Here is a 23,890-nt window from a genome sequence, read left to right as displayed (position 1 = left end):
ATGAAGAAAGATCTGGTCGCTATTTGTGTCGTTATTTTTCTATTAGTTCTGCTATTTAACGGAACAAAAATCCAATCAGTTGAAGACTACTATTTAACTCATATTGATGATATAACAGAAGAAAGTGAGACTGTTTTTTTGTCTATAAAATGTGAGACTATATTAAACAATTGGGATGATTTAGATGATAGTTTAAAATTTGAAAAATATGTGCCAAGTGATGGTGTAATTCTTGCTCAAACTGAATATGTTTTAAGACCTGGCGATACAGTTTTTGATATTTTAGATCGAGCAACAAGACACAATCGTATTCATATGGAACACACTTATTCAACAAATTTTGGTAGTAATTATATTCAAGGTATAAACCACTTGTATGAATTTAGTTGTGGACCTTTATCAGGGTGGATGTATCTGGTAAATGGTGAATTTCCCAACTATGGAAGTAGTAAATATGTATTAAAAGATGGAGATGTTATTGAATGGGTTTATACCTGTGATTTAGGACGAGATGTAGGTAATGATTGGGAGGTGGGGTAAATGAAATGCTTTGAGGGCTATCATCCTATACTATTATTTATTTATTTTTTAGGGGTAATTTTTATAACAATGTTTACAATGAACCCTGTATTAATTACCATATCTTTTGTTTCTAGTATTCTTTTCTGTGGCATGTTGATAGGTATTAAAGAGCTCGTAAAGAGTTTATTATATAGTTTACCAATTCTAATTATCATTGCTCTTACTAATCCACTATTTGTTCATAAAGGAGAAACGATATTATTTTTTCTAAATGATAATCCAGTAACCTTAGAGGCAATACTCTATGGTTTATTTGCAGCTATGATGATTATGTCTATATTTTATTGGTTTAAATGCTACAATGAGGTTATGACTAGTGATAAATTTATTTATTTATTTGGTAGAATCGCTCCTAAATTGTCATTATTACTTTCTATGGTATTAAGTTTCATTCCTAAATTTAAAAAACAATTTATTGCTATTAATGATTCACAAAAAGCACTTGGTATTTATGCATCTAAAAGTTATGTAGATAAAATAAGGAGTAAAATGCGTGTGCTGTCTATTTTAATCACTTGGAGCTTAGAGAACTCAGTAGAAACAGCGGATTCAATGAGAGCAAGGGGTTATGGATTAAAAGGGAGAACTAGCTATTCAATCTTTATTTGGACAAGTAAAGATAGTATTTTAGCGATTATAATAGGAATGCTTACAATACTTGTATATGGCTTAATGTTTGCAGACTTTGGAGATTATTTGCTTTATCCTACGATGAGTACAATAAATATTAGCTGCTTAGCTATTGTGTTATATATTGGGTTGTTTTTACTTATGATACTTACTACAATACTAGAGATTAAGGAGAATATTTTATGGCTGTACTTGAAGTCAAAGATCTAACATTTAAATATAATTCCACTAAGGAAAAAGTACTAGACAATGTTAACTTTAAAATTAATGAGGGTGAATTTGTTGTCTTATGTGGTGAATCAGGCTGCGGGAAAACAACGCTTCTTAAATTATTTAAGAAGCAACTAGCGCCTTATGGAGAAAAGAGTGGTGAAGTATTGTATAATGGGACTGATATTTCAGCTCTAGATGAACGAATCTCAGTTACTGATATTGGTTTTGTTATGCAAAACCCTGATAATCAGATTGTAACAGATAAAGTTTGGCATGAACTTGCTTTTGGACTAGAAAACATGGGGGAATCTATTAGTGTAATAAGGCGTAAGGTCGCTGAAATATCTGGCTTTTTCGGGATTAGTGATTGGTATAGAAAGAAAACGAGTGAATTAAGTGGCGGACAAAAACAACTTCTAATTCTAGCATCCATCATGGTTATGCAACCAAAAGTGATTATTTTAGATGAACCAACAAGTCAATTAGACCCGATAGCTGCATCTGAATTTATTGCAACTTTAAAAAAGATAAATAATGAATTAGGAATTACCATCTTATTAGTTGAACATCGACTAGAAGAAGTTTTTCCGATTGCAAGCAAAGCTATCTTGATGGATAAAGCACGGGTGTTATTAATTGATTCTCCTCGTGAAGTAGGTAAGAAATTAAAAAACATAAATGGTCATAAAATGAATTTAGGTATGCCATCAAGTATCAGAATTTTTAATCAATTTGATATTGATGATGAGTGTCCGTTAACTGTAAGAGAAGGTAAGGACTTCTTAAATAAACATTTTAATACTGAGGTAAAATCACTTAAGATAGATAAACTAAACTACGAAAATAGAGAGATTGCGTTAGAGATAGCTGAAGGTTATTTTAGATATGAAAGAGATTTACCGGATGTACTTTCTGGATTAAATTTAAAAGTATACAAAAACGAAATGATCTGTATTTTAGGAGGAAATGGTGCGGGAAAAACAACCACTTTAAAGATTTTAAATGGACTTAAAAGACTATATAGAGGTAAACTAAGAATTTGGGGTAAGAAGATAAAGGAGTATAATAAAAATAGTCTATATAGAAATAATATAGCTTCTTTACCACAAAATCCTCAGACACTTTTTGTTAAAAGTACGGTTTATGAAGATTTGCTTGAAGTAACAAAAATCATGGAATATGATAAAAAAGAAAGTAAAGAAATGATAGCAGATATAACAGAAAAACTTGAAATTGAGCATTTGTATAATAGACATCCATATGATCTAAGTGGTGGTGAGCAACAAAAAGCTGCTTTTGCGAAAATACTACTGATGAAGCCCAAAATTATACTACTTGATGAGCCAACGAAAGGTATTGATGCTTATTCGAAAAAAGTTTTAGCGGATATATTAGCACAACTAAAACAAGAAGGAATTACTATTGTAATGGTAACGCACGACATCGAATTTGCTGCTGAGCATGCTGATAGATGTGCAATGTTCTTTGATGGGCAAATCGTTTCTGTAGAAACACCAGTCGACTTCTTTTCAAAGAACAGTTACTATACAACAGCAGCTTCAAGAATTTCAAGACAGTTGTATAGTAATACTATCACTTGCGATATGGTGATTCGTTTATGTAGGGAAAATGGTGAAATTTATGGATAAAGAAAAAAAGATAAGTAAAAAATTTATTATAAGTTTAGTTATATATGCTATTATAATACCTTTAATGATAGCTATTGGCGTTATATTATTTAACGACAGAAAATATAATATAATTTCCATGGGAATAGCCATTTTTTCTTGTATACCGTTTTTTATTCGTTTTGAAAAAAATAAATATGAATCAAGAGAACTTATTGTTATAGCAGTAATGATAACAATTTCAGTTGTTGGAAGGTTAATATTTGCTCCAATTCCAGGTTTTAAACCAGTTACCGCAATCGTAATAATTACCGCAATTGCCTTTGGTTCAGAAGCCGGTTTTTTAACAGGTTCATTTTCGGCTTTAGTATCTAACATGTATTATGGACAAGGACCTTGGACACCCTTTCAAATGTTTGTGTGGGGCTTTATCGGTTTAATTGCTGGTTTAATTTTTAAAAGAAATGAAAAACCAAATGTCATTTTGCTCATAGTAATTGGTATACTAGGCGGTGTAATGTTTTCATTACTAATGGATATTTGGACAACAATTTCAATTGATGGCGTATTTAACCTTTCAAGATATTTAGTATATGTTGCTTCCAGTTTTGTTTTTATGTTGGTGTATGCTGTATCTAATGTAGTCTTTTTATTAATTCTAACAAACCCTATTTTAGAAAAGTTAAACAGAGTGAAACTAAAATATGGGTTATTTGATAAACGTAATGTTTCATAGTTGTTAGTCTTTATATTACTAGAAACATATTATTTGAATCATGCATATTCTCATAAAAAATAAGTAAGCAGAGTTCCTTAAAAGAGTAGGAATTTTGCTTACTTTTTAAGGGTATTTTCGTTATCTAGTAGCAACAGATGTAGCATCAAGAGGAATAGACATTGATAATATATCACTAGTAATTAATTTTGATATTCCAAGAGATCAAGAAAGTTATGTGCATCGGATTGGAAGAACAGGACGTAAAAATACGCAAGGTAGAGCGATTTCTTTCGTGTCTCGTAATGAAGTAAGATGGATGAAAGAAATAGAAGATTATCTGGATAAATTAATTGAATTGAAAATGAGACCTCTTCAAGAAACAGTAAAACAATATCAAGAGGAGTTTGATAAAAAAATCAATACAAAACCTGTTCGAAAAGAGGCGAAGGGTGCATCTCTTAATGCAGGAATCTTGAAATTACATATCAATGCGGGTAGAAAAACAAAGATGAGACCAGCTGATGTTGTAGGAACTCTCTGTAATATTGAAGGTATTACTCCTGATGATATCGGAATAATCAATGTACAAGATATTTCAACCTTTGTTGAAATATTGAATAATAAAGGGGAAATGGTTTATCAAGACCTACAAACTAGAAACATTAAAGGTAGACCACGTAGAGTAAGTAAAGTAATTTATTAAGAATTAACCATTTCTTTAAATTGTCTTATCAAATTTGCCACATTGATTTAGTTTGCTGTTGAAGCTCAGATGTACAAGAAAGAGTTATATGTTGCTTCTATCTGAAGATTTTAAAGTGGAACAAGAAATAATGATTAAAGGCAATGAAAATTTTGTTTTAGCTAGAGATATTAGTTATAAATATAAAAAAACATATATTTTTGGTCTTTATACCAAAATATATGTTTTTTCATATTTAGTAAGTATGTCATTATTTTATAAGAAATCCTTAATCGTACTATTCTCCCTATCTCGATTGATAATCGCAAACACACCACACCAAAGGTAGTGCCTTTTTCCACTAAGTTAATTTAGGTCATAGCTCGTATTAAACAAACCTACAGTATAAATATAGTTATCTTTAATGACTATAGAATTTACACCAACACCTTTTTTTATGATATAATAGATGCATATTGATAACATTTAAAGATGAGGAGAGATTGGATGTTTAATGTATCTGAATATGAATTTATATCAAAAAAATATTTTGATATGGTAAAAACTAGAAGCACTAAATCCAAACTTATATGGACACCAATATTTATTATATATGTAGGAATAATGATTGGGCTATTATTTATTCCCGATTTTATAACGAGTGAGCCCTGGAAATGGCTTTATCCTATCTATGGAGGGTTAATCTTTATTGGATTATTAATTACTATTATTTGGAGTTATTTTGGTGTAAGTGAGAAACCAGCATTTAACTACTTATATAAGGAAGTATATGCTAAAATTAATTTAGAAAATAGATCCTATTATTCATATATACCGTATGAAAAAATTAAGAATAGTTTTAATAAAAATGGAGGTATTTTTTCTAGATATTGTCGTCCTGAAGTAAAAAGACATGTAAGTGGTACTTTAAGAGGTGGAAAACATTTTGATATCTATGATTTATTGTTAATTACAAATAATGGTAAAAATAGACAAGTTCATTTTAATGGAACCTATTTTGTTATTGAAAATCACAATCCATCATTACTCCAAGTAAGATCAAAAGGAAGACCGCATAAAAAAGGGGGAAGTTATAATAAAATTGAAGATATTACTGACATAAAAGTATATCTTGAAAAAGAAAAAATGCTTTCTAACACTGAATTGAAATATGTGCAGGTTGTGAAACAATTAAAAGAAAAATTAGATGTAAAAAAAATATACTTAAGTTTAACCGAAAATGAAATACACCTAGCTATCGAACCTATTGAAAAAATGAGAAAGCAGAAGAATTTGTCAGTTGATAAACTGAATGAGATATATGACTATTTTGTTAATGAATTAAACATAATTGAAGAAATTGTAACAATAGAAGCTTATTAAAAGACTTGGATTGATTATCTTCATGACAGACGATACAATCGTTTGTCTTTTTTTATTGGCAATCTTATAAAACAAGAATGAAAGATGTTATAAAGCTCTCTTGGACACATTGTATAATAAATTTATTTAATTAATCTATCTTTTTTATTATCCTTATCCCGCTTATCATTGAAATTGTTTGTTCAGTGCATATTATGTAAAAATTAACTTATAACCATCTAGAAATAGCACTCAAGAGGTAGTCTTATTTACCAGAATTACATCCATTACTTTTTCTACACATCTATGATTATGTTGATTATGAAAATTAATTATTATTGGTATGAAAATACTATATAATTATAATTAAATTTTAAATCATACATGTAATGAACAAAAACTCATGAATACACACTAAAGTGTAATCATGAGTTTCTCATTTCGGTATACAATCAACAAAAAATAATTATAGTTTCTTATATCCTAGGTAAACGATTAAAAAGTATGCCACAGTTTTTGGCATCATGAAAGCTCCAAGTAGAGGAACAGCTCCACTACCTACAACAACAATGATGTAGCATGCAAATGAAACGATAATCCAAAATCCTAATTGCTTAAATAATGAATATTCTTTTTGACTTCCAACTTTATAGAATAATACGATTATTAGGGCTCCTAGTATAGCGAACGGAATATTTCTTAAGATACCATAGAATAAATTATTACTATTTTGTGTCCATTCATTTCCTGGTAATGCTAATAAAATAAATCTAATTAAGATTAGGATAATAATTGCTAGATGAATTTTATTATCCCTCTTGTTCGTTTTAATTGTATAAACAAGATAAATTAGATAATAAAAGATTGTCATTGTGATACCTGTAATCAGTTTCCCAACTCCAAGGTAAAGGGCATAATCCTCAAGTCCTGTAGTTAAATGCCCAATTATTCTTGGTACTAGATGGAATGAGTCACCAAAACCTAGTAATAATCCCATAAAACCAAAAATTATGATTGCCTTGTCCTGTTTGTTAAATCCTTTTTTGATAATCAAAATTGATATTGAAATAACTGATAATAAATAAGCAATGTCAAAAATCACTTCAAAATAATTCATTTATTTTCTCTCCTTTTGTATATTGTTATTATTTTAGATAAATGGTTTCTAAAAACTGAATAGTCGTAAGTTTTAATAATAATTAGGGCAACTAGATTATTTGCGATAAATGATGAAAGATCATCCTGTTCTTCTTCACTCATAATATAGTCTTTATTTACTTCTGTCTTGATTAGTTTAACCAAGATACTTTGCGCATCGTTATGAAGTGCACGTCCTTTATCAAGGATAGAAGAATTTAATTCTTTAGAAACAAGTTCATAACGAAATCTTGAGCTATATGAAACTAACTCATAGTAAAAAATATCGATTTTATCTAATAATGAAGTACAATTGTTAATTTTACAAGTAACTGATGAGATGTAATTCATCCAAAAATCTTTTATTATATCCATTAGGATGTCGGTTTTATTCTTGTAGTAGTTATAAACCGTTCCTATACCAATCTTACATTCTGTTGATATTTTTCTGATACTAAGATTTTGATATTCACCAGATTGTAAAATCTGCTTTGCGGTATCTAAAATAATCTGTTTTTGGTTTTCTAGTTTTCTCATATAACCTCCATGTGAACATTGTTCACATGTATGATATATTATTTTTATTTATTTGTCAAGTGATTAGAAAACTTAAATTGTGTCAGTAAACTATTATAATTCAAAGTGTCTTAATAAGAATCATATGAAAACAAAACTAAAGAACTTTTAACTAATATATCTTTGAAAAATTTTTTCCTATCTACTTTCATTTTTTATTATCTTTTTATAAATTATAATGTTTTAATTAGGGAAAAGGTTGTGAAATAGTAAGAATATAAGACTTTTCGACAAATGTAGCGAAAAATAGACACTTGAATTAAGTAAAATATAATTAATAGGATATGATGAAATTAAATAGTAAAGGGGGTAGATTGAAAATTATTTCGAAATTAATCCTTTTATAAGTTCTTTTTATTATGGCATTATCTAGTTGTGATGAAAATCCCAAATTACATTTAATAAGGATTTTCTTACTCAATATGAAGTTAACTCAAGTGAACAAGCATGGATTAAATACTTATGGTGTTATTGATATACACATGTCAAACAGAATTTGCTTAATATCATACTAGATGAAAATCTAAAAGTGGCCATAAGAAATAACTTAGACATACTAGAAGGACCTATTAATTTAGAGGAGGCGATGAATATTAGAGCGTTAGAAGCAAACTCAATGAATATTGTAGATATGTCAGGAATTGAATATCTAACAGACTTAGAGAAATTAAATTTAAGTAATAATCAAATTAGTGATATTTCAGAAATTTGTAATTTAACGAACTTAAAAAAATTATCTTTATTTGATAATCAAATTAGTAATATTTCAGCGTTAAGTAATTTAACCAATTTATCTTATTTAAATCTTACTTTTAATCAAATTAGTGACATAACTGGATTGAATAATTTAACTAATTTAACTTCATTATATTTGGAGTATAACCAAATCAGTGATGTGACAACACTTGGTTACTTAACTAGTTTAACAGACTTATTATTAACTGGAAATCAAGTAAGTAGTCTTACTGGGTTAAGTAAATTAACAAATCTTGTAAGGTTAAAGTTAAGAAGTAATGAGATTACTGATTTAACACCGATTAGTAATTTAACAAATCTTATAAAGTTATATTTAGGTAGTAATCAAATAAACAATATATCACCTTTAGGTGATTTAATAAATCTCACAGAATTAAATTTAAATAGTAATCAAATAAGCGATATAACAATATTGAGTCATTTAACGAATCTATCAATATTAAAGTTAATAAATAATGAAATAAGTGATATAACACCGATAAGTAATTTAACAAATTTAAAGGATTTAAGTTTATTTGATAACCAAATAAGTGATATAACACCATTAAGCAATTTAATAAATCTTAATGTATTGAATATCTCAAATAATAATATATCTGATATTAATATTTTACGTACTATGTTTGATAACGGGGCATTTACTACCGAAACACCTATACCATATAATATTTATTTAGATAGAAATCCAATTGATATTTCTGAAGGTACTGATGCATATAATACCATTAAATATTTAAAAGATAATGGAGTATCAATTAATATTTCACTAGATTAATAGTTATATAGGGATTTATAGAATATGATAAAATAAAAAAGCAACCATGATAAAATCGTGGTTGCTTTTAACTTTAATTTTTATTATATGTATATAATTTTACAACATCTACTTATTTTCCTGTAATCCAAAATGTTCTATAACTAATTTTTGTCGATCTAAGAAATCAGTAGATTCAGTTCTAAGTAAATATTTGAATCCACTATTTAGTGCTTTTTTTGTTTCAATAGAGGCAATTCTTCTGGCGACTTTTCTAGAATGTAATATAGATTGTTTTGGATCAGTAGTATTTTGTAAAATACAGTTATATACATCTAATTTATCATCTCTTTCAAAATACTCATTAAATACTACTTCTGGATCCGCAAGTAAAAAAATTACACGGTTATACTCAGAAACTTGCTTTAATATTTCTGGCATACAATGAACGTCTACGATTACTTTCTGATCCTCTTTTTGTGCTAATTGAACTAAATCCATAATAATGAAATCCATTTCTTCTAGTTCACTTTCAAGTAGCCAATTTGTTTTATCTTCTATTTCTCGATTAAAGAATTCATCCCAACCAAGAAATTTACGATTCATATTTGGTTGGTCTTTAATAGTGCTATATTTTCTATGATTCCAATAGTTATCATCAGCGCAATAAAAAATCATATCAAATTTTTCACTTAGTGATTTTGCCATTGAAGACTTCCCGCCACAATTTGTTCCAGCTATGAAATAAACATTTTTTAATTTTTCTTTTAAAATATTATTTTTAATATTCATTTTATCTCTCCTTATAATTTCTTTTAATTATAAAGAGTTATTTCGTATTTTTATTGGTCTATAATTACAAATATACATTATATCAACCTCCAACATTCATTATAACAAACTTTAATATTTATTCAAGTATATAAACAAAAATCCTATATAAAGAGATAGAAAAAATCATAAATATTTTTGTTTCTTGAAATATTTAGAAGAGTGCTTATAGATTGATTGAAATACATTGGCGTTTTTTTGGAGGAAGACTATTTATTTTAAGTATATAAGTGATATAATTAGATTAAGTCTTAATTTACTATTATAATAATTAGATGAGGATTGAAGGAATGAGATAATGAGAAAAAGAATATTAAACTGTCTTAATGATATTGAAAAAGAAGAAAATGTTAAAATTATATTCGCAGTTGAATCTGGAAGTAGAGCTTGGGGATTTGCATCAGAAGATAGTGATTATGATGTCAGATTTGTTTATGTTAGACCTAAAAATGAATATTTAAAAATTAATAAAAATCGTGATGTAATTGAGTATATGTTAAATGAGGAATTAGATATTAACGGTTGGGATTTAGATAAGACATGTAAATTAATGTTTTCATCAAATCCAACTCTTTTTGAGTGGATTAATTCACCTATCGTTTATTATTCAACACCTTTTTTAAAAGATATAAAAGATCTTTCAAAGGATTATTTTTCTACACGATCTGTGGTATACCATTACTTACATATGGGTATTAGTAACTATGAAAAATATATTAGAAACAAAGAAAAAGTTGTCTTTAAGAAGTATTTTTATGTTTTAAGACCTATATTAGCAGCCCTTTGGATTTTAAAGTATAATTCTGTACCTCCAATACTCTTTTCTACATTAGTTGATGATCTTCTTAAGGGAGAACTTAAACCAATTATTAATACTTTGCTTGATATGAAAATAAAAACAAATGAGAAAAAGACAATTAATCGTATTGAATTATTAAATGTATATATTGAACAGCAAATTCAACTGATTGAACAGGAAGTCTCTTTATTCAAAAATAATTTAGTTACCTACGATAAATTAAATAAATTATTGATAAAAGGTATTGATTATTTTTTTGAATAAAATCATATTATTCTAACATTTATAGTAATGATGGCTGATAATAAATATTAAATTAAACATTAGTTCTATAAATAAAATAACAATTTAAAAGGGGAGAAATATATGAAGAAAGTAATACAGATTGTAGCTATATATTTGATAGCTATTGTAGCATTAACAAGTTGTCGCCATAAGACTGAGGATTTAATTGAAGAAGCTATAAGGGATACTATAGGTAAACCAACTGGTAAAATCACTCAAAAAGATTATGATAGTATAACTTCTCTAGATTTAAAAAATAAGTATATAACAGATTTATCAGGTATTGAACATTTAACAAATCTTACAGAATTGGATTTATCTTATACTTTTATAAGAGATGTAACACCTTTAAGTAAATTAAAAAATCTCAAAGTATTATACTTTAAGAGTAATTTTTTACGGGATATAACACCCTTAGGTAATTTAACAAATCTAACAGAATTGTCCTTAGGTACAAATGGAATAAGAGATCTAACTCCATTGAGCAATTTAACAAATCTTACATACTTGTCTTTATGGAATAACGAAATAGAGGATTTAACCCCTTTGAGTAATTTAACTAATCTAAAAACATTAGACTTATGTAGAAATCAAATAAGTGATATAACACCTTTAAGCAATTTAACCAATCTAACGAAATTATATTTGGCGAATTGTATGTGTCCCCCATATAATCAAATAAGTGATATAACACCTTTAAGCAATTTAACAAATCTCAAAGAATTATGGTTAGGGGGAAATACAATAAGTGATTTTACTCCCTTGAGTCATTTAACAAACCTAACTTTATTAAGTATATGGGGAAGTGGAATGACTGATATATCAGCCTTGAGTCATTTAACAAATTTAACAGAGTTATATTTGATGGGTAATAAAATCAATGATTTAGCACCAGTGAGCAATTTAACAAATCTAACTTTATTGGATTTAGGTGGAACAGGAATAAGTGATATATCATATTTGAGTAACTTAACAAATCTAAAAGATTTAAATTTGAAAAATAATACAATAAATGTTTTACCCACTTTAAGTAATTTAACAAGTCTAACAGAATTAAACTTGTCGAATAATCAAATAACTGATATAACATCATTGAGTAATTTAACAAACCTTAGAGATTTAGATTTAACTGAAAATACAATAAGTGACCTAACACCCTTGAGTCATTTAACAAATTTAAAAGAATTAGATTTAAGTAAAAATATAAAAATTGATTTAACAACGTTGAAAAATTTAACAAATCTAACCTTGTTAAGTTTATGGGAAAATGAAATAAAGGATATAACCCCTTTGAGTCATTTAACTAGTCTAACAGTATTAAATTTGTCGAATAATCAAATAAGTGATTTAACCCCTTTGAGCAATTTAGCAAATCTTACATATTTGTCTTTAAGGAATAACGAAATAGAGGATTTAACCCCTTTGAGTAATTTAACAAATCTAACAGATTTAACTTTATCGTATAATCAAATAAAGGATCTAACCCCTTTGAGTAATTTAACAAATCTAACAGAATTGGATTTATCGTATAATCAAATAAGTGATTTAACCCCTTTGAGTAATTTAACAAATCTAACAGAATTGGATTTATCGTATAATCAAATAAGTAGTATAACACCCATAAGCAATTTAGTTAATCTTAAATATTTAGACCTTTCACAAAATAATATTTCTGATATCAGTATATTAAGATCAATGGTTGATAATGGTTCATTTACATCTGGTCTAAGTGATCATAATAATTATCATTTAATATTAGGTAAAAATTCAATTGATATCACCAAAGGATCAGATGCATATAAGATGATTATGTACTTAAAAAGAAAAGGCGTTTCAATTGATATTTATTAAACAAATAATTGTGATTTCTTTAAGAATTAAAATTAATATCATACATAACTATATTATAAAAAAACGAAGTCATGATTTATATTATGACTTCGTTGTGTATTTGTAGTATAAAAGTACTGTGGTTTATAAACAAAAATTCATTATAGTAAATTATTTCCAAACATGATAAAATAGTAATTGTATATTTGATATCAATCGTAGTAAGGGAGGAAGTAATAAGGTAGTTTTTACTACTTTATGACAATAATAATGTTAGTAAAAATATTGTTTTTATTTATGATTTATGCATTAATAGGGTGGATATGGGAAACACCATATGTATCATTTAACGAAAAAAAATATATTAATCGAGGCTTTTTAAGGGGACCATATATTCCTATCTATGGATTTGCTTGTGTGACGATTATATTAAGTATGGGTATATTTGATAATATGAACGATAATAGTTTTATCACAATTATTTGTCAAATATTATTTATCAGCTTAGTATCTGCAGTTTGGGAGTATTGTACATCATATATCTTAGAGATTATATTTAAAACAAGATGGTGGGATTATAGTAAACATAAATTTAATCTAAATGGTCGTATTGCTTTAGACTATACTATTTTATTTGGTATTGGTGGATATATCCTTTGGCGGTTTGTCAATCCATTTGTTGAAAATGTATATGATTTATTACCTACTAATGTATTATATTTTATCCTTTATGGTTTTTATTTTATATTTATGATAGATAATATAAATACATTTAGAGATATGTTTAAACTTCGTAGTATTGTTGATAAACTTCATTTTATTAGTAATGAATTATCAGAAAAATCGGATACTGCCTTTGAACACATATATACAAGTATTCAACGGAAAAAAGATGGAATTGGAAAAGAATTAAATTATTTTAAAGAAAAATACGAAGAAAAAGCCAGTAAATCTCTTGAACATAAAATACAACAATTAAATCAATTATTGAAAACATCTAAAAATATATCTAGATTCTTTAAAAAATTTCCAAAAACACCATCAAAGAGTTATGAATATATATTAAGTATTTATAGAAAAAATAAAAATAAAAAATAATGTGATATTTAAATATAGTAGTTTTTAATAAAGGACTGATGAAAAATGTATGCATTAGTATTATCAGGTGGTGGAGCCAAAGGATCTTATCAAATTGGGGTTTGGAAAGCACTTAGAGAATTGAAAGTTGATGTATCTTTGGTTGTTGGGACAAGTGTTGGTGCGCTTAATGGTGCTTTTTTTGCTCAAAACCAATATGAAGAAGCTTATAATATGTGGTCAAATATCAAAATGAAAAATGTCTTTGAATTTGATGAGAACCTTTTAGATGAAATTAACAAGATTCGTGAAGAAGGGTTTTCAACTTTAAATTTAAAAATGATTAAACAACCTTTGGAGAAAATCATAAAAGATAGAGGGATAGATATTACTCCACTTAGACAAATGATTGATCATTTTTTAGATGAAGATATAATTAGGAAATCTAATATAGATTTTGGGTTTGTAACTTTTTCAATCACAGAAAGAAAACCATTAAAATTATTTTTAGAAGATATCCCTTATGGAGAATTAAAATATTATTTAATGGGGAGTGCATCTGTTCCAGGATTTTCACCAGATAAAGAGGATAATAAACGATTTATTGATGGTGGAATATATGATAATTTCCCTATTAAGATGGCTATTGAAAAAGGATATAAAGAAATCATCGCCGTTAGTTTGAAACCTAAAAGGCTAAAACGTTATTGTGGTGTTGATGTTACTTATATCCATCCTTCAAATAGACTAGGAAGTTTTCTTTATTTTAATAAAGAAAGATCATTAATTAATATGGAAATGGGCTATTTGGATGCATTAAAAGCTTTTGATAAATTAAAAGGAATTAATTATTATTTTTATAATTTACCATCAGAAAAGGAGATCTTTTATTGTTTAAATTCATTGAAAGAAGATGAAATTAAAACAATAACAAGACTTAGTATCCATCGAGAGTGTTTAAATCATCGCATTTTGTTTGAAGAAGCAATCCCTATACTGTCTAAAATCGTTAGTTCAAGTAAAAAAGAAACTTATGAAGATTTTATACTATTTATATCAGAATACATCGCTAAAGAATTAGATGTTGAAAGACTGGTTAAGTATGATTTCTATGAATTTCTAAAAATCATAAATAGTCATGAAATTGATAATAATTCATTAAATTATGCGATCATTGTTATTTTGAATGCCTTATATAGGAAATTACATGCATAATCATACATATTTAAATTAATTTAAGTGATTTAAAATAGAAGTGGACATGTAACAAATATGTTCATTTTCTTTATAAGTTCCTAATATTATTATCTTATAAGTGTATTAAACGAGGAGGAGAATGGATGAATTCTAAAGTAGTGATAATTACTGGGGCAAATTCTGGGATAGGTAGGGCCGCAACAATTAAGTTTGCAGAAGCAGGTTCTACTGTAATTATGGCATGTAGAAACATTGAAAAAAGTAAAAAGGTACAAAAAGAGATTATTGAAAGGACAAAAAATAGTCATATAGATTTAATAGAATTAGATATTTCATCATTTAAATCAATTAAGTGTTTTTGTAAGACATTTAAAAATAAGTATAAGAAATTAGACATTTTAATACATAATGCAGCTTATTTTAATTATGGTGAAAAAAACTATCAACTAAGTTCAGATGGAATTGAATTAACATTTGCGACGAATATAATAGGTCCTTTTCTAATGACACAAATGTTAATTGACGAGCTTAAGAAATCAGATGATGCTAGAATTCTTACAGCTTGTACCACAAATATTAGACACTTTTTTGAAGCGAAAAGAAAAATAGATTTTGATAATCTCCAAGGAGAATTTAAAGATAGTAGACCATATAATGTTTATAAAATGTATGGAGATTCCAAAATGGCTTTATTAATGCTCACTTTTAAAATGGCAGATACATTAAAAAAAGATAATATTAAAGTAAATTCGATTCAAATTCCTGCGACAAAAACATCAAAAGAGACTAGAAAAAAGCTAAAAATAATATGGAGAATGATTGCGAAGATGCAAAATATGTTTAGTTTGTTACCTGAGGAAATGGCAGATATCTATTTGGATATATGTACATCAGAAGAATTCAAAGATATAACAGGTAAACTGATTAATGATAAAAGAGAAATTGTTCAATCATCACTTTATTCTAATAGTATAATAGATGATATCAAACAATTTTTTGATAAAAGTGTTTACCCTAAATATGCTGATAAGATAGAGAATATTGATAAAGTTTGGGAATTATGTGTAAAGTTAACTGAATCTAATAGTTCTTAATATTTTGTTATATCTTAAAAAATAAGATTGATAGTCTACTCAATGGAATTAATTCAATCAGTATTACTAATGTTAAACCTATTGGGTTGATTTTTCTAAATAATTGAATTATATTGTTAATAGGTAATAAATAGAGAGGGGGATAACATCTATGGATTTATTAAGGATAAGTGATTTAAACCAAGAACAGATATTAAAAATTTTTGATTTGGCAGATAAACTAAAATCAAAAGGAAATCAGAGCATACTTGAAGGAAAAACATTTATATTATTTTTCCCTGAATCGAGTATAAGAACTAGAATTTCCTTTGAAAAAGGTATTCATGATTTAGGTGGTCAAGTTATCTTATTTCCACCAGAAACTCTTGACAAAAGAGAGAAATTAGAAGATGTTATTAAGTATATGGAAAATTGGTCAGATTGTGTTATTGTTAGGTATAAAGATATTAATAAACTTTTCGAACTTGCGAAATATTCACAGATTCCTATTATTAACGCAATGACTTCATTTAATCATCCATGTGAGATTCTTTCAGATTTGTATTCAATAAGCAAACTAAGAAAGGATTATAAAGAATTAACTTATACTTTCGTTGGAGAAAATGGAAATATTTCAAGGTCATGGATGGAAATCGCAAGAGTGATGAATCTTGAATTTCATCACGTATGTACACTTGAAAATAGAATAAAAGAAAATGATGAAAATTATATGTTTCATATTGACCTTGATAATATTTTAACTAAAAGTGATATTATACTAACAGATCCTATATCAAGAGATTTGAAAACAAATGATTATATCAGTAAATACCAAATAACACTTAAGCGAATGAAGCAAACAAAAAATAATTCATTATTAAATCCATGCCCGCCTTTTTACAGAAATGAGGAAGTAAGTAAGGATGTTATAGAATCTAAATTTTTTGTTGGACACAATTTTAAGAAAGACTTATTATATATACAACAAGCAATTATTATATATTGTCTTGGAGAATCAAAATAATCAAATAGGAACAAAATAGGGGACATATATCAAGTTTAATTCTATTCAAAGAGATATGATAAGTAAGGCTTCTTATTCCTAATGACCATGTCTACATAAATCATTTATAAATAAATATTAATTACATATTATTTAAACATCTAAGGAAACAAAACTTGATTGTAAAAGTATTATAGAAAATTTTTGAACAGAAAATATGGGAGGAAGGTATGAAAAATTTAATAAAATGGATTGTTATTTTTGTAGTTATTTTAACATTAACCGGTAGTACTAAACAGATATTTGCTGATTCAAATCTTGAAAAAGAAATTAGAAGTGCTATAGGTAAACCAACTGGATTAATTACTTAAGAAGAATATGAAAGTATAGTTTATTTAGATTTAAAAAATAAGCATATTATAGATTTATCAGGAATTGAACATTTTACAAATCTCACAAAATTAGATTTAAGTAATAATAATATAAAAGATATAAAACCATTAAGTAAATTAACTAATTTAACAGAATTAGATTTATCGAAAAATATTATCTATGATTTGACACCCTTGAGTAATTTAACAAATCTTAAAGAATATAACCCCCTTGAGTAATTTAACAAATCTAACTTATTTAAATTTATGGAGTAATTTTATAAAGGATATAACAGCCTTGAGTAATTTAACAAATCTAAGTCATCTAAGTTTAGGGGGAAATTGGATTAGGGATATAACACCCTTGAGTAATTTAACAAATCTAAAAATTTTATGGTTACATTGTAACCCAATAAGTGATAAAACAGCATTGAGTAATTTAACAAATCTCACTGATTTATCATTGAATGATAATCCCAAAATGGATAAAACACCACTAGATAACTTAACAAATCTAAAAAATTTCGAGTTTTGGGATTATTATTGTAATTAATAAATAACAAGGATAGGTACGGTGATTAAAAATAAACAAAATGAAGAAAACACACGTATAAAGAGTAACATAATTAATCAATAGTAGTAGAAATTTTGATTAGATAGATTTCTATAATAGGTTCTATCAAAAAAGATATAATTAACATAGGTGGTGAAAGAATGAAAGAAATAATTAAAAAGACAGAGAAGTTCTTATACATGTATTTAAATGAAGCAAATGAAAGATTACCGATAGATGCAAAACCAATACCAGTTGAAGAAATTAAATATAGGTATGAACATAGTTTAAGAGTAGCTAATGTTGGAATAAAGCTTGCAGAAAGAGAAGGCGCTAATAAAAGGGTAGTTACCCTTGGATGCTTATTACATGATGTAGGAAAATATGATTGTGAAAAAAATATTGATCATGGAAGACAATCAGCAAAAGTAGCTAGAAGCTTTTTAGAGACACTAAATTTAACCAAAAAAGAAATAGATGATATTTGTTATTCAATTGCAGTACATGTAGATGGGATAGCTGGTTATGAATATGAGGATATAATAGAAGCTGAAATTGTAACTAATGCAGATAATATTGATCGTTTTAGTGCTTATAGAATCTATCAACAAATGGCTTGGGATTATAGAAATGGAAGTTTTCCAGTCAACCAAGAAAAAGATCGTATTCTAAAACGTATAGAACGTTTACAAAATCTTTATGATACCTTTCATTTAAAAACAAAATCTGGAGATGAATGGTTTAAGGAAAATGTTAAATTTCAAATTCAATTCTATAAAAGATATTTAAAGCAATTAGAAATTACTATTGTACCAGGAGTAGATGAATCTTAAGTGAACTAGCGGTGAAGACATTTTGGATTTTAGGTTAAAGAATAATTATTTTCAATATTTTTTCTTGACTCATAAATGATATGTTTTTGGTCTTATTATGTATTTATATAAATTAAAAGAGCACATTAATAAGAATTTATTATGTGCTCTTTTTTGATGGTTTAAAGTAGTTCTTTGTAATGATTTTAAATAAAAAATCCAGATATTGGTTTAGAATTTCAGCATATGAAAAAATATCTAATGAAAAGGAATTTATTTTAAAAAGTGTAAAAAAATAAAATGTATTAAACATACATTCATAGTCTATAGAGGCTATTTAAGTAATTTAAAGTTTGTGAATTTTTTTTCAAATTCAAAACGTTTTCATATGTCAAACCAATTGAAGATGATAAAAAATTGTGTTAAACTACTTGTGAAAATAAATACAAACTAAATTCAAGGAGGTATTTTAAATGGAAAAGAAAACTGTGAACATTGAAAATATGATTGATGAATTAGTAAATAATGCTGAGAAAGCACTTCAAGACTATATGTTGCTAAGTCAGGAAGAAGTAGACTCAATCGTGCATGAAATGACGCTTGCAGGAATTGATAAGCATATGGACTTAGCAAAATTAGCAATTGAGGAAACTGGAAGAGGCGTTTTTGAAGATAAGGTCATCAAGAATATCTTTTCTACTGAATATATATGGCATTCAATAAAGAAACAAAAAACTGTAGGTGTAATTGATCAAAATCCATTAGAAGATTATATTGAGGTTGCAGAACCAATCGGGATTGTTGCAGGAGTTACTCCAGTTACAAATCCAACATCTACAACAATGTTTAAATCATTAATTAGTGCTAAGACAAGAAACCCAATTATTTTTGCATTCCATCCTTCATCTCAAAAATGTTCTGTAGCTTCAGCGAAAGTATTAAGAGATGCTGCAGTAAAAGCAGGAGCTCCAAAAGATTGTATTCAATGGGTACATACACCATCTATTGAAGCAACAAATATGTTAATGAATCACAAAGGTATATCTTTAATACTAGCAACTGGGGGATCTGGAATGGTGAGAAGTGCTTATAGTGCTGGAAAACCAGCGCTTGGTGTAGGACCTGGAAATGTACCATGTTATATTGAAAAAACTGCGAATGTTGAAAGAGCATGTACAGATTTAATGTTATCAAAAACATTTGATAATGGAATGATTTGTGCGAGCGAACAAGCAGTTATTGTTGATAAAGAAATTTCAAAGCAATTTGAAGAATTTATGAAAAGTAATAATTGTCATTTCTTAACTAAAGAAGAAACACAAAAAGTGACGGAATTTATGTTCCCAGAACAAAGATTAAACGCTAGTGTTGTAGGTAGAAGTGCTTATGATATCGCAAAAAGTGCTGGCGTTAAGGTTAACGAAGATACAAAAATATTAATCGCAAAATTAACTAAGTTTGGTGATGAGGCACCACTTTCAAAAGAAAAATTATCACCAGTTCTTGCTTATTATGTTGTTAATAATCATGATGAAGGATTTAAAGCAGCTAGAACAATGTTAGAAATTGGTGGATTAGGACATTCAGCAGTAATTCATTCAACTGATGAAGACTTATGTACAGCTTATGGTAAAGCAATGAAAGTTGGTAGAGTTATTGTAAATTCACCATCTTCTCAAGGGGCAATTGGAGATATCTATAACACTAATATGCCATCACTAACATTAGGATGTGGATCATATGGTAGAAACTCAACAACATCAAATGTAAGTAGTGTAAACTTAATTAACAAGAAAAGAATCGCTAAAAGACGTACGAATATGCAATGGTTTAAAGTACCACCAAGAATTTATTTTGAATACAATTCAATTCAATATCTTGAAAAAATGCGTGATATTTCAAGAGTATTCATTGTTACAGATGAAGTAATGGTGAAACTAGGATACGTTGAAAAAGCTTTATATTACTTAAGAAAAAGACATTCAAGTGTTGCTATCGAAGTATTCTCAAATGTTGAACCAGATCCAAGTTTTAAAACCATTAGAAATGGTGTAGAAGAAATGAAACGTTTCAATCCTGACTGTATTTTAGCGATGGGTGGAGGTTCAGCGATTGATGCTGCGAAAGGAATGTGGTTATTCTTTGAACATCCAGAAACATCATTTGGTGGATTAAAACTTAAGTTCTTAGATATAAGAAAACGTTCATTCCCTTATCCAAAATTAGGTAAAAAAGCAAAATTTGTAGCAATTCCTACAACTTCAGGAACAGGAAGCGAAGTTACTGCATTTAGTGTTATTACAGATAAGGAAAATGGAAATATTAAATACCCACTAGCTGATTATGAATTAACACCGGATGTAGCGATTATTGACCCTCAGTTCTGTATGACGATGCCAAAAGATATTACAGCTGATACAGGACTTGATGTATTAACTCATGCTATTGAAGCTTATGTTTCAATCTTAGCAAGTGATTATACAGATGCATTAGCTATAAAAGCAATTGAATTAGTCTTCAAGTATTTACCAAGAGCCTATAATAATGGATTAAATGATGCTGAAGCGAGAGAAAAAATGCATAATGCATCAGCGATCGCTGGAATGGCATTTACAAATGCATTCTTAGGAGTAAACCATTCATTAGCACATAAACTTGGTGGAGAATTCCATATCCCTCATGGTCGTGCTAATGCGATAATACTTCCAGAGGTTATTAAGTATAACTCTCAGAAACCAACTAAATTTACTACTTTCCCTAAATATGAAAAATTTATTGCTGATAAGAAATACTGTCAAATTGCTAAATATTTAGGATTACCTGCAAAAAGAACACAAGAAGGTGTTGATAGTTTAATTAAAGCGGTAAATGATCTTAAAAAATCAATTAACAGTCCAGCTACTATTAGTGAATGTGGTATTGATGAAAAACTATATATGTCTAAGGTAAAAGCAGTAGCAACAAATGCTTTTGAGGATCAATGTACAACAACTAATCCTCGCTACCCATTAATTAAAGAATTAGAAAGTATTTTAGTAAAATCATATAAATAATTTTTTAAGAATTATGAACCTAATATTTCCATATTAGGTTCATGTTTTAAATTAAATAATTTAATGTTAGAGTTATTTAAAATTTGGTTATTATAAAAAGAATTATTAATTCTATACAAGCAAATACAAATGATTAAGAAGAATTTTTTTTGTTGCTCGCACACTTGTTTATCAATGCAAGATAGATATAAATTATCTATAGAAAAATATTTAGGTGACTTCTATAACCTTCAAGATATCTTAGGTAAATAATTATGTGAGAATAATATTAAAGAGTACATTTTGATAATAAATGTACTCTTTTCTTTGTTGAGAAAGAGTAAAAGACAATTGTAAAAAAGTACAATATAAGGTAACATGTTATTGACTATTTTTATTAGTAATGATAAGATTTAATCAACTGAATATATGTAATGGTGTCCTAAGGACATAACAGGGAATTGAGTTTGAAGCTCAAGCTGTCCCAGCAACCGTGATACAGACGAAATGCATTTAGTCACTGAGAAATCGGGAAGGCGCAAAGTAGGATGAAGTTAAGCCGGTAGACCTACCACTACACAAATTATTCTCCTGGGTAATGAGATTTATAATAAACAAGTTTTTTTTGCTTGGTAACTTTAGTATGTAAGTCATATTCCTTGGGGTATGACTTTTTTTATTTGTTTAAATTGCTTGATGTAAACATTAAAAAAAACATTTTAAATTGATTAGCATTAGTAAAATAGTTATTAAATAACTAAAGGAGTTAATGATGAAAATTTACCTACTTAGACATGCCAAAACAAAAGCAAATGAAGAAAAAAGATACACTGGTAAAAATGAAATTGATATATCAGAAAAGGGGATATCTGAAATATTAGAAGTAAAAAAATATACTAATTATCCTGAAAATATTGATTTATATGCTTCTTCATTAAATAGGACTAAGCAAACACTAGAAGTGATATATGGTAAAAATGTTAATATCAAAGAGTTATTACCCTTTTTAGATGAAATAAATTTTGGAGATTTTGAAGGATTAACCTATCAAGATCTTAAGCATAATAAAAATTACTTATCTTGGATTAATGATCATTTTAATATAACGCCTATAAATGGTGAGAATTATCAAGATTTTAAGAAAAGAGTTATCACAAACTTCTTAGATTATGTAAAAACATTAAAAAGTGATTCATTATTTATGACTCATGGTGGTGTAATAAGAGTCATCATGTCAACACTGATTGATGAATCTAGAAACTTCTTTGAATGGGAAATACCAAACGGTTTAGGTTATGTATTAGAATATGAAGGTGGTAAATTTATTGGTTACGAGATCTTTCAATGAAAAAAATAGTTTATTTGAACTTTTAGTTTATTAATCAATCTTATTCAAATACATAAGATTGATTAAAAGAATATAAAAAATATAAAGGAGAAGATTATGAATTACACAAAAAAAATAACTATTATTGCGGTACTAATTGCATTAAGTGTTCCTCTATCACTAGTAAAACTACCATTAGGTGTTGCAACAGCATCGTTTGACGCTGTACCTGGTTATTTAGCAGCTGTCCTATTTGTGCCTTTTATTGGGGGGATTATTGGTTTTATTGGACATTTGGCAACCGCTTATTCTTCAGGGTTTCCATTTGGAATATTAATTCATTTTATTATCGCAACGTCAATGTTTGGTAGTTGTTATATGTTTGGATTTCTCTATAAGAAAAGTAAGATGATTGGATTTATTGTAGGCGTTTTATTAAATACATTCCTTGCTGCTCCATTTTTATTATTACTATTACCAACAGAAGCAGTTATAGCGACGTTTATTCCAATTGCAATAGCTAGTACTTTAAACATCCTTGTTGGGATACTTGTTTATGAAAGAATTAAAAATATTTTTTCTGATTCGTATGAGGAGTATTAATTTTATTGTTTTGTTAGAAGGAAATATTAAGTACTAGATTAAAGAAACAGATTATGTTT

21 protein-coding genes, 1 pseudogene and 1 riboswitch are annotated in these 23,890 nt (G+C 27.4%); of the genes and pseudogenes, 19 read left to right on the top strand and 3 right to left on the bottom strand.

What is annotated here, in order from left to right:
- From KHQ81_06605 to KHQ81_06580, 6 genes are all read left to right on the top strand, one after another.
- Positions 1 to 540: a DUF4430 domain-containing protein gene (locus KHQ81_06605; protein QVK19353.1), complete on the top strand. Its 540-nt coding sequence runs from the start codon at positions 1 to 3 to the stop codon at positions 538 to 540.
- Entirely contained in the window at positions 541 to 1,422 is an 882-nt protein-coding gene (locus tag KHQ81_06600) for an energy-coupling factor transporter transmembrane protein EcfT (GenBank protein ID QVK19352.1), read from the top strand.
- Complete coding sequence (locus tag KHQ81_06595; protein QVK19351.1) at positions 1,395 to 3,074, top strand: energy-coupling factor ABC transporter ATP-binding protein; 1,680 nt, start codon at positions 1,395 to 1,397, stop codon at positions 3,072 to 3,074. The genes KHQ81_06600 and KHQ81_06595 overlap by 28 nt, the downstream gene beginning before the upstream one ends.
- 64 nt (positions 3,075 to 3,138) lie before the next feature.
- The gene (locus tag KHQ81_06590; protein ID QVK19581.1) at positions 3,139 to 3,789 is read left to right on the top strand and encodes an ECF transporter S component; all 651 of its coding nucleotides are present in this window, start codon (positions 3,139 to 3,141) and stop codon (positions 3,787 to 3,789) included.
- A gap of 154 nt (positions 3,790 to 3,943) precedes the next feature.
- Entirely contained in the window at positions 3,944 to 4,474 is a 531-nt protein-coding gene (locus KHQ81_06585; GenBank protein QVK19580.1) for a DbpA RNA binding domain-containing protein, read from the top strand.
- A gap of 486 nt (positions 4,475 to 4,960) precedes the next feature.
- Positions 4,961 to 5,836 carry a hypothetical protein gene (locus tag KHQ81_06580; protein QVK19350.1) on the top strand — a complete coding sequence of 292 codons (876 nt, stop codon included), beginning with the start codon at positions 4,961 to 4,963 and terminating at the stop codon, positions 5,834 to 5,836.
- A gap of 445 nt (positions 5,837 to 6,281) precedes the next feature.
- Here KHQ81_06580 and KHQ81_06575 read toward each other — a convergent pair whose 3' ends face one another.
- Both KHQ81_06575 and KHQ81_06570 read right to left on the bottom strand, forming a co-directional pair.
- Positions 6,282 to 6,932: a hypothetical protein gene (locus KHQ81_06575; GenBank protein QVK19349.1), complete on the bottom strand. Its 651-nt coding sequence runs from the start codon at positions 6,930 to 6,932 to the stop codon at positions 6,282 to 6,284.
- Positions 6,929 to 7,489, bottom strand: coding sequence for a TetR/AcrR family transcriptional regulator (locus tag KHQ81_06570; protein ID QVK19348.1), 561 nt, complete (start codon positions 7,487 to 7,489; stop codon positions 6,929 to 6,931). The genes KHQ81_06575 and KHQ81_06570 overlap by 4 nt, the downstream gene beginning before the upstream one ends.
- 625 nt (positions 7,490 to 8,114) lie before the next feature.
- Between KHQ81_06570 and KHQ81_06565 the strand changes: the two genes are divergently transcribed.
- Positions 8,115 to 9,059 carry a leucine-rich repeat domain-containing protein gene (locus KHQ81_06565; GenBank protein ID QVK19347.1) on the top strand — a complete coding sequence of 315 codons (945 nt, stop codon included), beginning with the start codon at positions 8,115 to 8,117 and terminating at the stop codon, positions 9,057 to 9,059.
- Positions 9,060 to 9,167: 108 nt separating this feature from the next.
- Here the strand turns inward: KHQ81_06565 and KHQ81_06560 are convergent, their stop codons facing one another.
- Positions 9,168 to 9,830: a hypothetical protein gene (locus tag KHQ81_06560; GenBank protein QVK19346.1), complete on the bottom strand. Its 663-nt coding sequence runs from the start codon at positions 9,828 to 9,830 to the stop codon at positions 9,168 to 9,170.
- Positions 9,831 to 10,167: 337 nt separating this feature from the next.
- Here KHQ81_06560 and KHQ81_06555 point away from each other — a divergent pair, with 337 nt between their 5' ends.
- The 12 genes and pseudogenes from KHQ81_06555 (at position 10,168) to KHQ81_06500 (ending at position 23,831) form a co-directional block, all read left to right on the top strand.
- Entirely contained in the window at positions 10,168 to 10,932 is a 765-nt protein-coding gene (locus KHQ81_06555) for a nucleotidyltransferase domain-containing protein (protein QVK19345.1), read from the top strand.
- A gap of 102 nt (positions 10,933 to 11,034) precedes the next feature.
- Positions 11,035 to 12,804: a leucine-rich repeat domain-containing protein gene (locus KHQ81_06550; GenBank protein QVK19344.1), complete on the top strand. Its 1,770-nt coding sequence runs from the start codon at positions 11,035 to 11,037 to the stop codon at positions 12,802 to 12,804.
- Between the two features lie 237 nt (positions 12,805 to 13,041).
- Complete coding sequence (locus tag KHQ81_06545) at positions 13,042 to 13,881, top strand: putative ABC transporter permease (GenBank protein QVK19343.1); 840 nt, start codon at positions 13,042 to 13,044, stop codon at positions 13,879 to 13,881.
- Positions 13,882 to 13,926: 45 nt separating this feature from the next.
- The gene (locus KHQ81_06540; GenBank protein ID QVK19342.1) at positions 13,927 to 15,075 is read left to right on the top strand and encodes a patatin-like phospholipase family protein; all 1,149 of its coding nucleotides are present in this window, start codon (positions 13,927 to 13,929) and stop codon (positions 15,073 to 15,075) included.
- A 125-nt stretch (positions 15,076 to 15,200) separates the two neighbouring features.
- A complete protein-coding gene (locus KHQ81_06535; protein QVK19341.1) occupies positions 15,201 to 16,151 on the top strand; it encodes an SDR family NAD(P)-dependent oxidoreductase in 951 nt (316 codons plus the stop codon).
- Positions 16,152 to 16,302: 151 nt separating this feature from the next.
- On the top strand, positions 16,303 to 17,154 hold the full coding sequence (locus tag KHQ81_06530; protein ID QVK19340.1) for an ornithine carbamoyltransferase: 852 nt from the start codon (positions 16,303 to 16,305) through the stop codon (positions 17,152 to 17,154).
- 209 nt (positions 17,155 to 17,363) lie between these two features.
- On the top strand, positions 17,364 to 17,504 hold the full coding sequence (locus KHQ81_06525; GenBank protein ID QVK19339.1) for a hypothetical protein: 141 nt from the start codon (positions 17,364 to 17,366) through the stop codon (positions 17,502 to 17,504).
- A 15-nt stretch (positions 17,505 to 17,519) separates the two neighbouring features.
- Positions 17,520 to 18,057, top strand: a pseudogene (locus KHQ81_06520) (leucine-rich repeat domain-containing protein).
- Positions 18,058 to 18,218: 161 nt separating this feature from the next.
- On the top strand, positions 18,219 to 18,890 hold the full coding sequence (locus KHQ81_06515) for an HD domain-containing protein (protein ID QVK19338.1): 672 nt from the start codon (positions 18,219 to 18,221) through the stop codon (positions 18,888 to 18,890).
- Positions 18,891 to 19,342: 452 nt separating this feature from the next.
- Entirely contained in the window at positions 19,343 to 21,922 is a 2,580-nt protein-coding gene (gene adhE / locus KHQ81_06510; GenBank protein QVK19337.1) for a bifunctional acetaldehyde-CoA/alcohol dehydrogenase, read from the top strand.
- Positions 21,923 to 22,319: 397 nt separating this feature from the next.
- Positions 22,320 to 22,492: riboswitch (cobalamin riboswitch) on the top strand.
- Between the two features lie 181 nt (positions 22,493 to 22,673).
- Positions 22,674 to 23,249, top strand: coding sequence for a histidine phosphatase family protein (locus tag KHQ81_06505; protein ID QVK19336.1), 576 nt, complete (start codon positions 22,674 to 22,676; stop codon positions 23,247 to 23,249).
- A gap of 96 nt (positions 23,250 to 23,345) precedes the next feature.
- Complete coding sequence (locus tag KHQ81_06500) at positions 23,346 to 23,831, top strand: ECF transporter S component (GenBank protein QVK19335.1); 486 nt, start codon at positions 23,346 to 23,348, stop codon at positions 23,829 to 23,831.
- Positions 23,832 to 23,890 lie beyond the last annotated feature (59 nt).

Source organism: Mycoplasmatota bacterium (genome assembly GCA_018394295.1).
In the GTDB taxonomy this organism is placed as follows: domain Bacteria; phylum Bacillota_I; class Bacilli_A; order Haloplasmatales; family Haloplasmataceae; genus JAENYC01.
The sequence above is the reverse complement of the archived record's forward strand: the minus strand, read 5'-3'. Positions and strand labels throughout refer to the sequence as shown.

Coding starts and splice junctions, on each gene's coding strand:
- KHQ81_06605 (QVK19353.1), top strand. CDS start 1: ATGAAGAAAGATCTGGTCGCTATTTGTGTCGTTATTTTTCTATTAGTT.
- KHQ81_06600 (QVK19352.1), top strand. CDS start 541: ATGAAATGCTTTGAGGGCTATCATCCTATACTATTATTTATTTATTTT.
- KHQ81_06595 (QVK19351.1), top strand. CDS start 1,395: ATGGCTGTACTTGAAGTCAAAGATCTAACATTTAAATATAATTCCACT.
- KHQ81_06590 (QVK19581.1), top strand. CDS start 3,139: ATGATAGCTATTGGCGTTATATTATTTAACGACAGAAAATATAATATA.
- KHQ81_06580 (QVK19350.1), top strand. CDS start 4,961: ATGTTTAATGTATCTGAATATGAATTTATATCAAAAAAATATTTTGAT.
- KHQ81_06575 (QVK19349.1), bottom strand. CDS start 6,932: ATGAATTATTTTGAAGTGATTTTTGACATTGCTTATTTATTATCAGTT.
- KHQ81_06570 (QVK19348.1), bottom strand. CDS start 7,489: ATGAGAAAACTAGAAAACCAAAAACAGATTATTTTAGATACCGCAAAG.
- KHQ81_06565 (QVK19347.1), top strand. CDS start 8,115: ATGAATATTAGAGCGTTAGAAGCAAACTCAATGAATATTGTAGATATG.
- KHQ81_06560 (QVK19346.1), bottom strand. CDS start 9,830: ATGAATATTAAAAATAATATTTTAAAAGAAAAATTAAAAAATGTTTAT.
- KHQ81_06555 (QVK19345.1), top strand. CDS start 10,168: ATGAGAAAAAGAATATTAAACTGTCTTAATGATATTGAAAAAGAAGAA.
- KHQ81_06550 (QVK19344.1), top strand. CDS start 11,035: ATGAAGAAAGTAATACAGATTGTAGCTATATATTTGATAGCTATTGTA.
- KHQ81_06545 (QVK19343.1), top strand. CDS start 13,042: ATGACAATAATAATGTTAGTAAAAATATTGTTTTTATTTATGATTTAT.
- KHQ81_06540 (QVK19342.1), top strand. CDS start 13,927: ATGTATGCATTAGTATTATCAGGTGGTGGAGCCAAAGGATCTTATCAA.
- KHQ81_06535 (QVK19341.1), top strand. CDS start 15,201: ATGAATTCTAAAGTAGTGATAATTACTGGGGCAAATTCTGGGATAGGT.
- KHQ81_06530 (QVK19340.1), top strand. CDS start 16,303: ATGGATTTATTAAGGATAAGTGATTTAAACCAAGAACAGATATTAAAA.
- KHQ81_06525 (QVK19339.1), top strand. CDS start 17,364: ATGAAAAATTTAATAAAATGGATTGTTATTTTTGTAGTTATTTTAACA.
- KHQ81_06515 (QVK19338.1), top strand. CDS start 18,219: ATGAAAGAAATAATTAAAAAGACAGAGAAGTTCTTATACATGTATTTA.
- adhE (QVK19337.1), top strand. CDS start 19,343: ATGGAAAAGAAAACTGTGAACATTGAAAATATGATTGATGAATTAGTA.
- KHQ81_06505 (QVK19336.1), top strand. CDS start 22,674: ATGAAAATTTACCTACTTAGACATGCCAAAACAAAAGCAAATGAAGAA.
- KHQ81_06500 (QVK19335.1), top strand. CDS start 23,346: ATGAATTACACAAAAAAAATAACTATTATTGCGGTACTAATTGCATTA.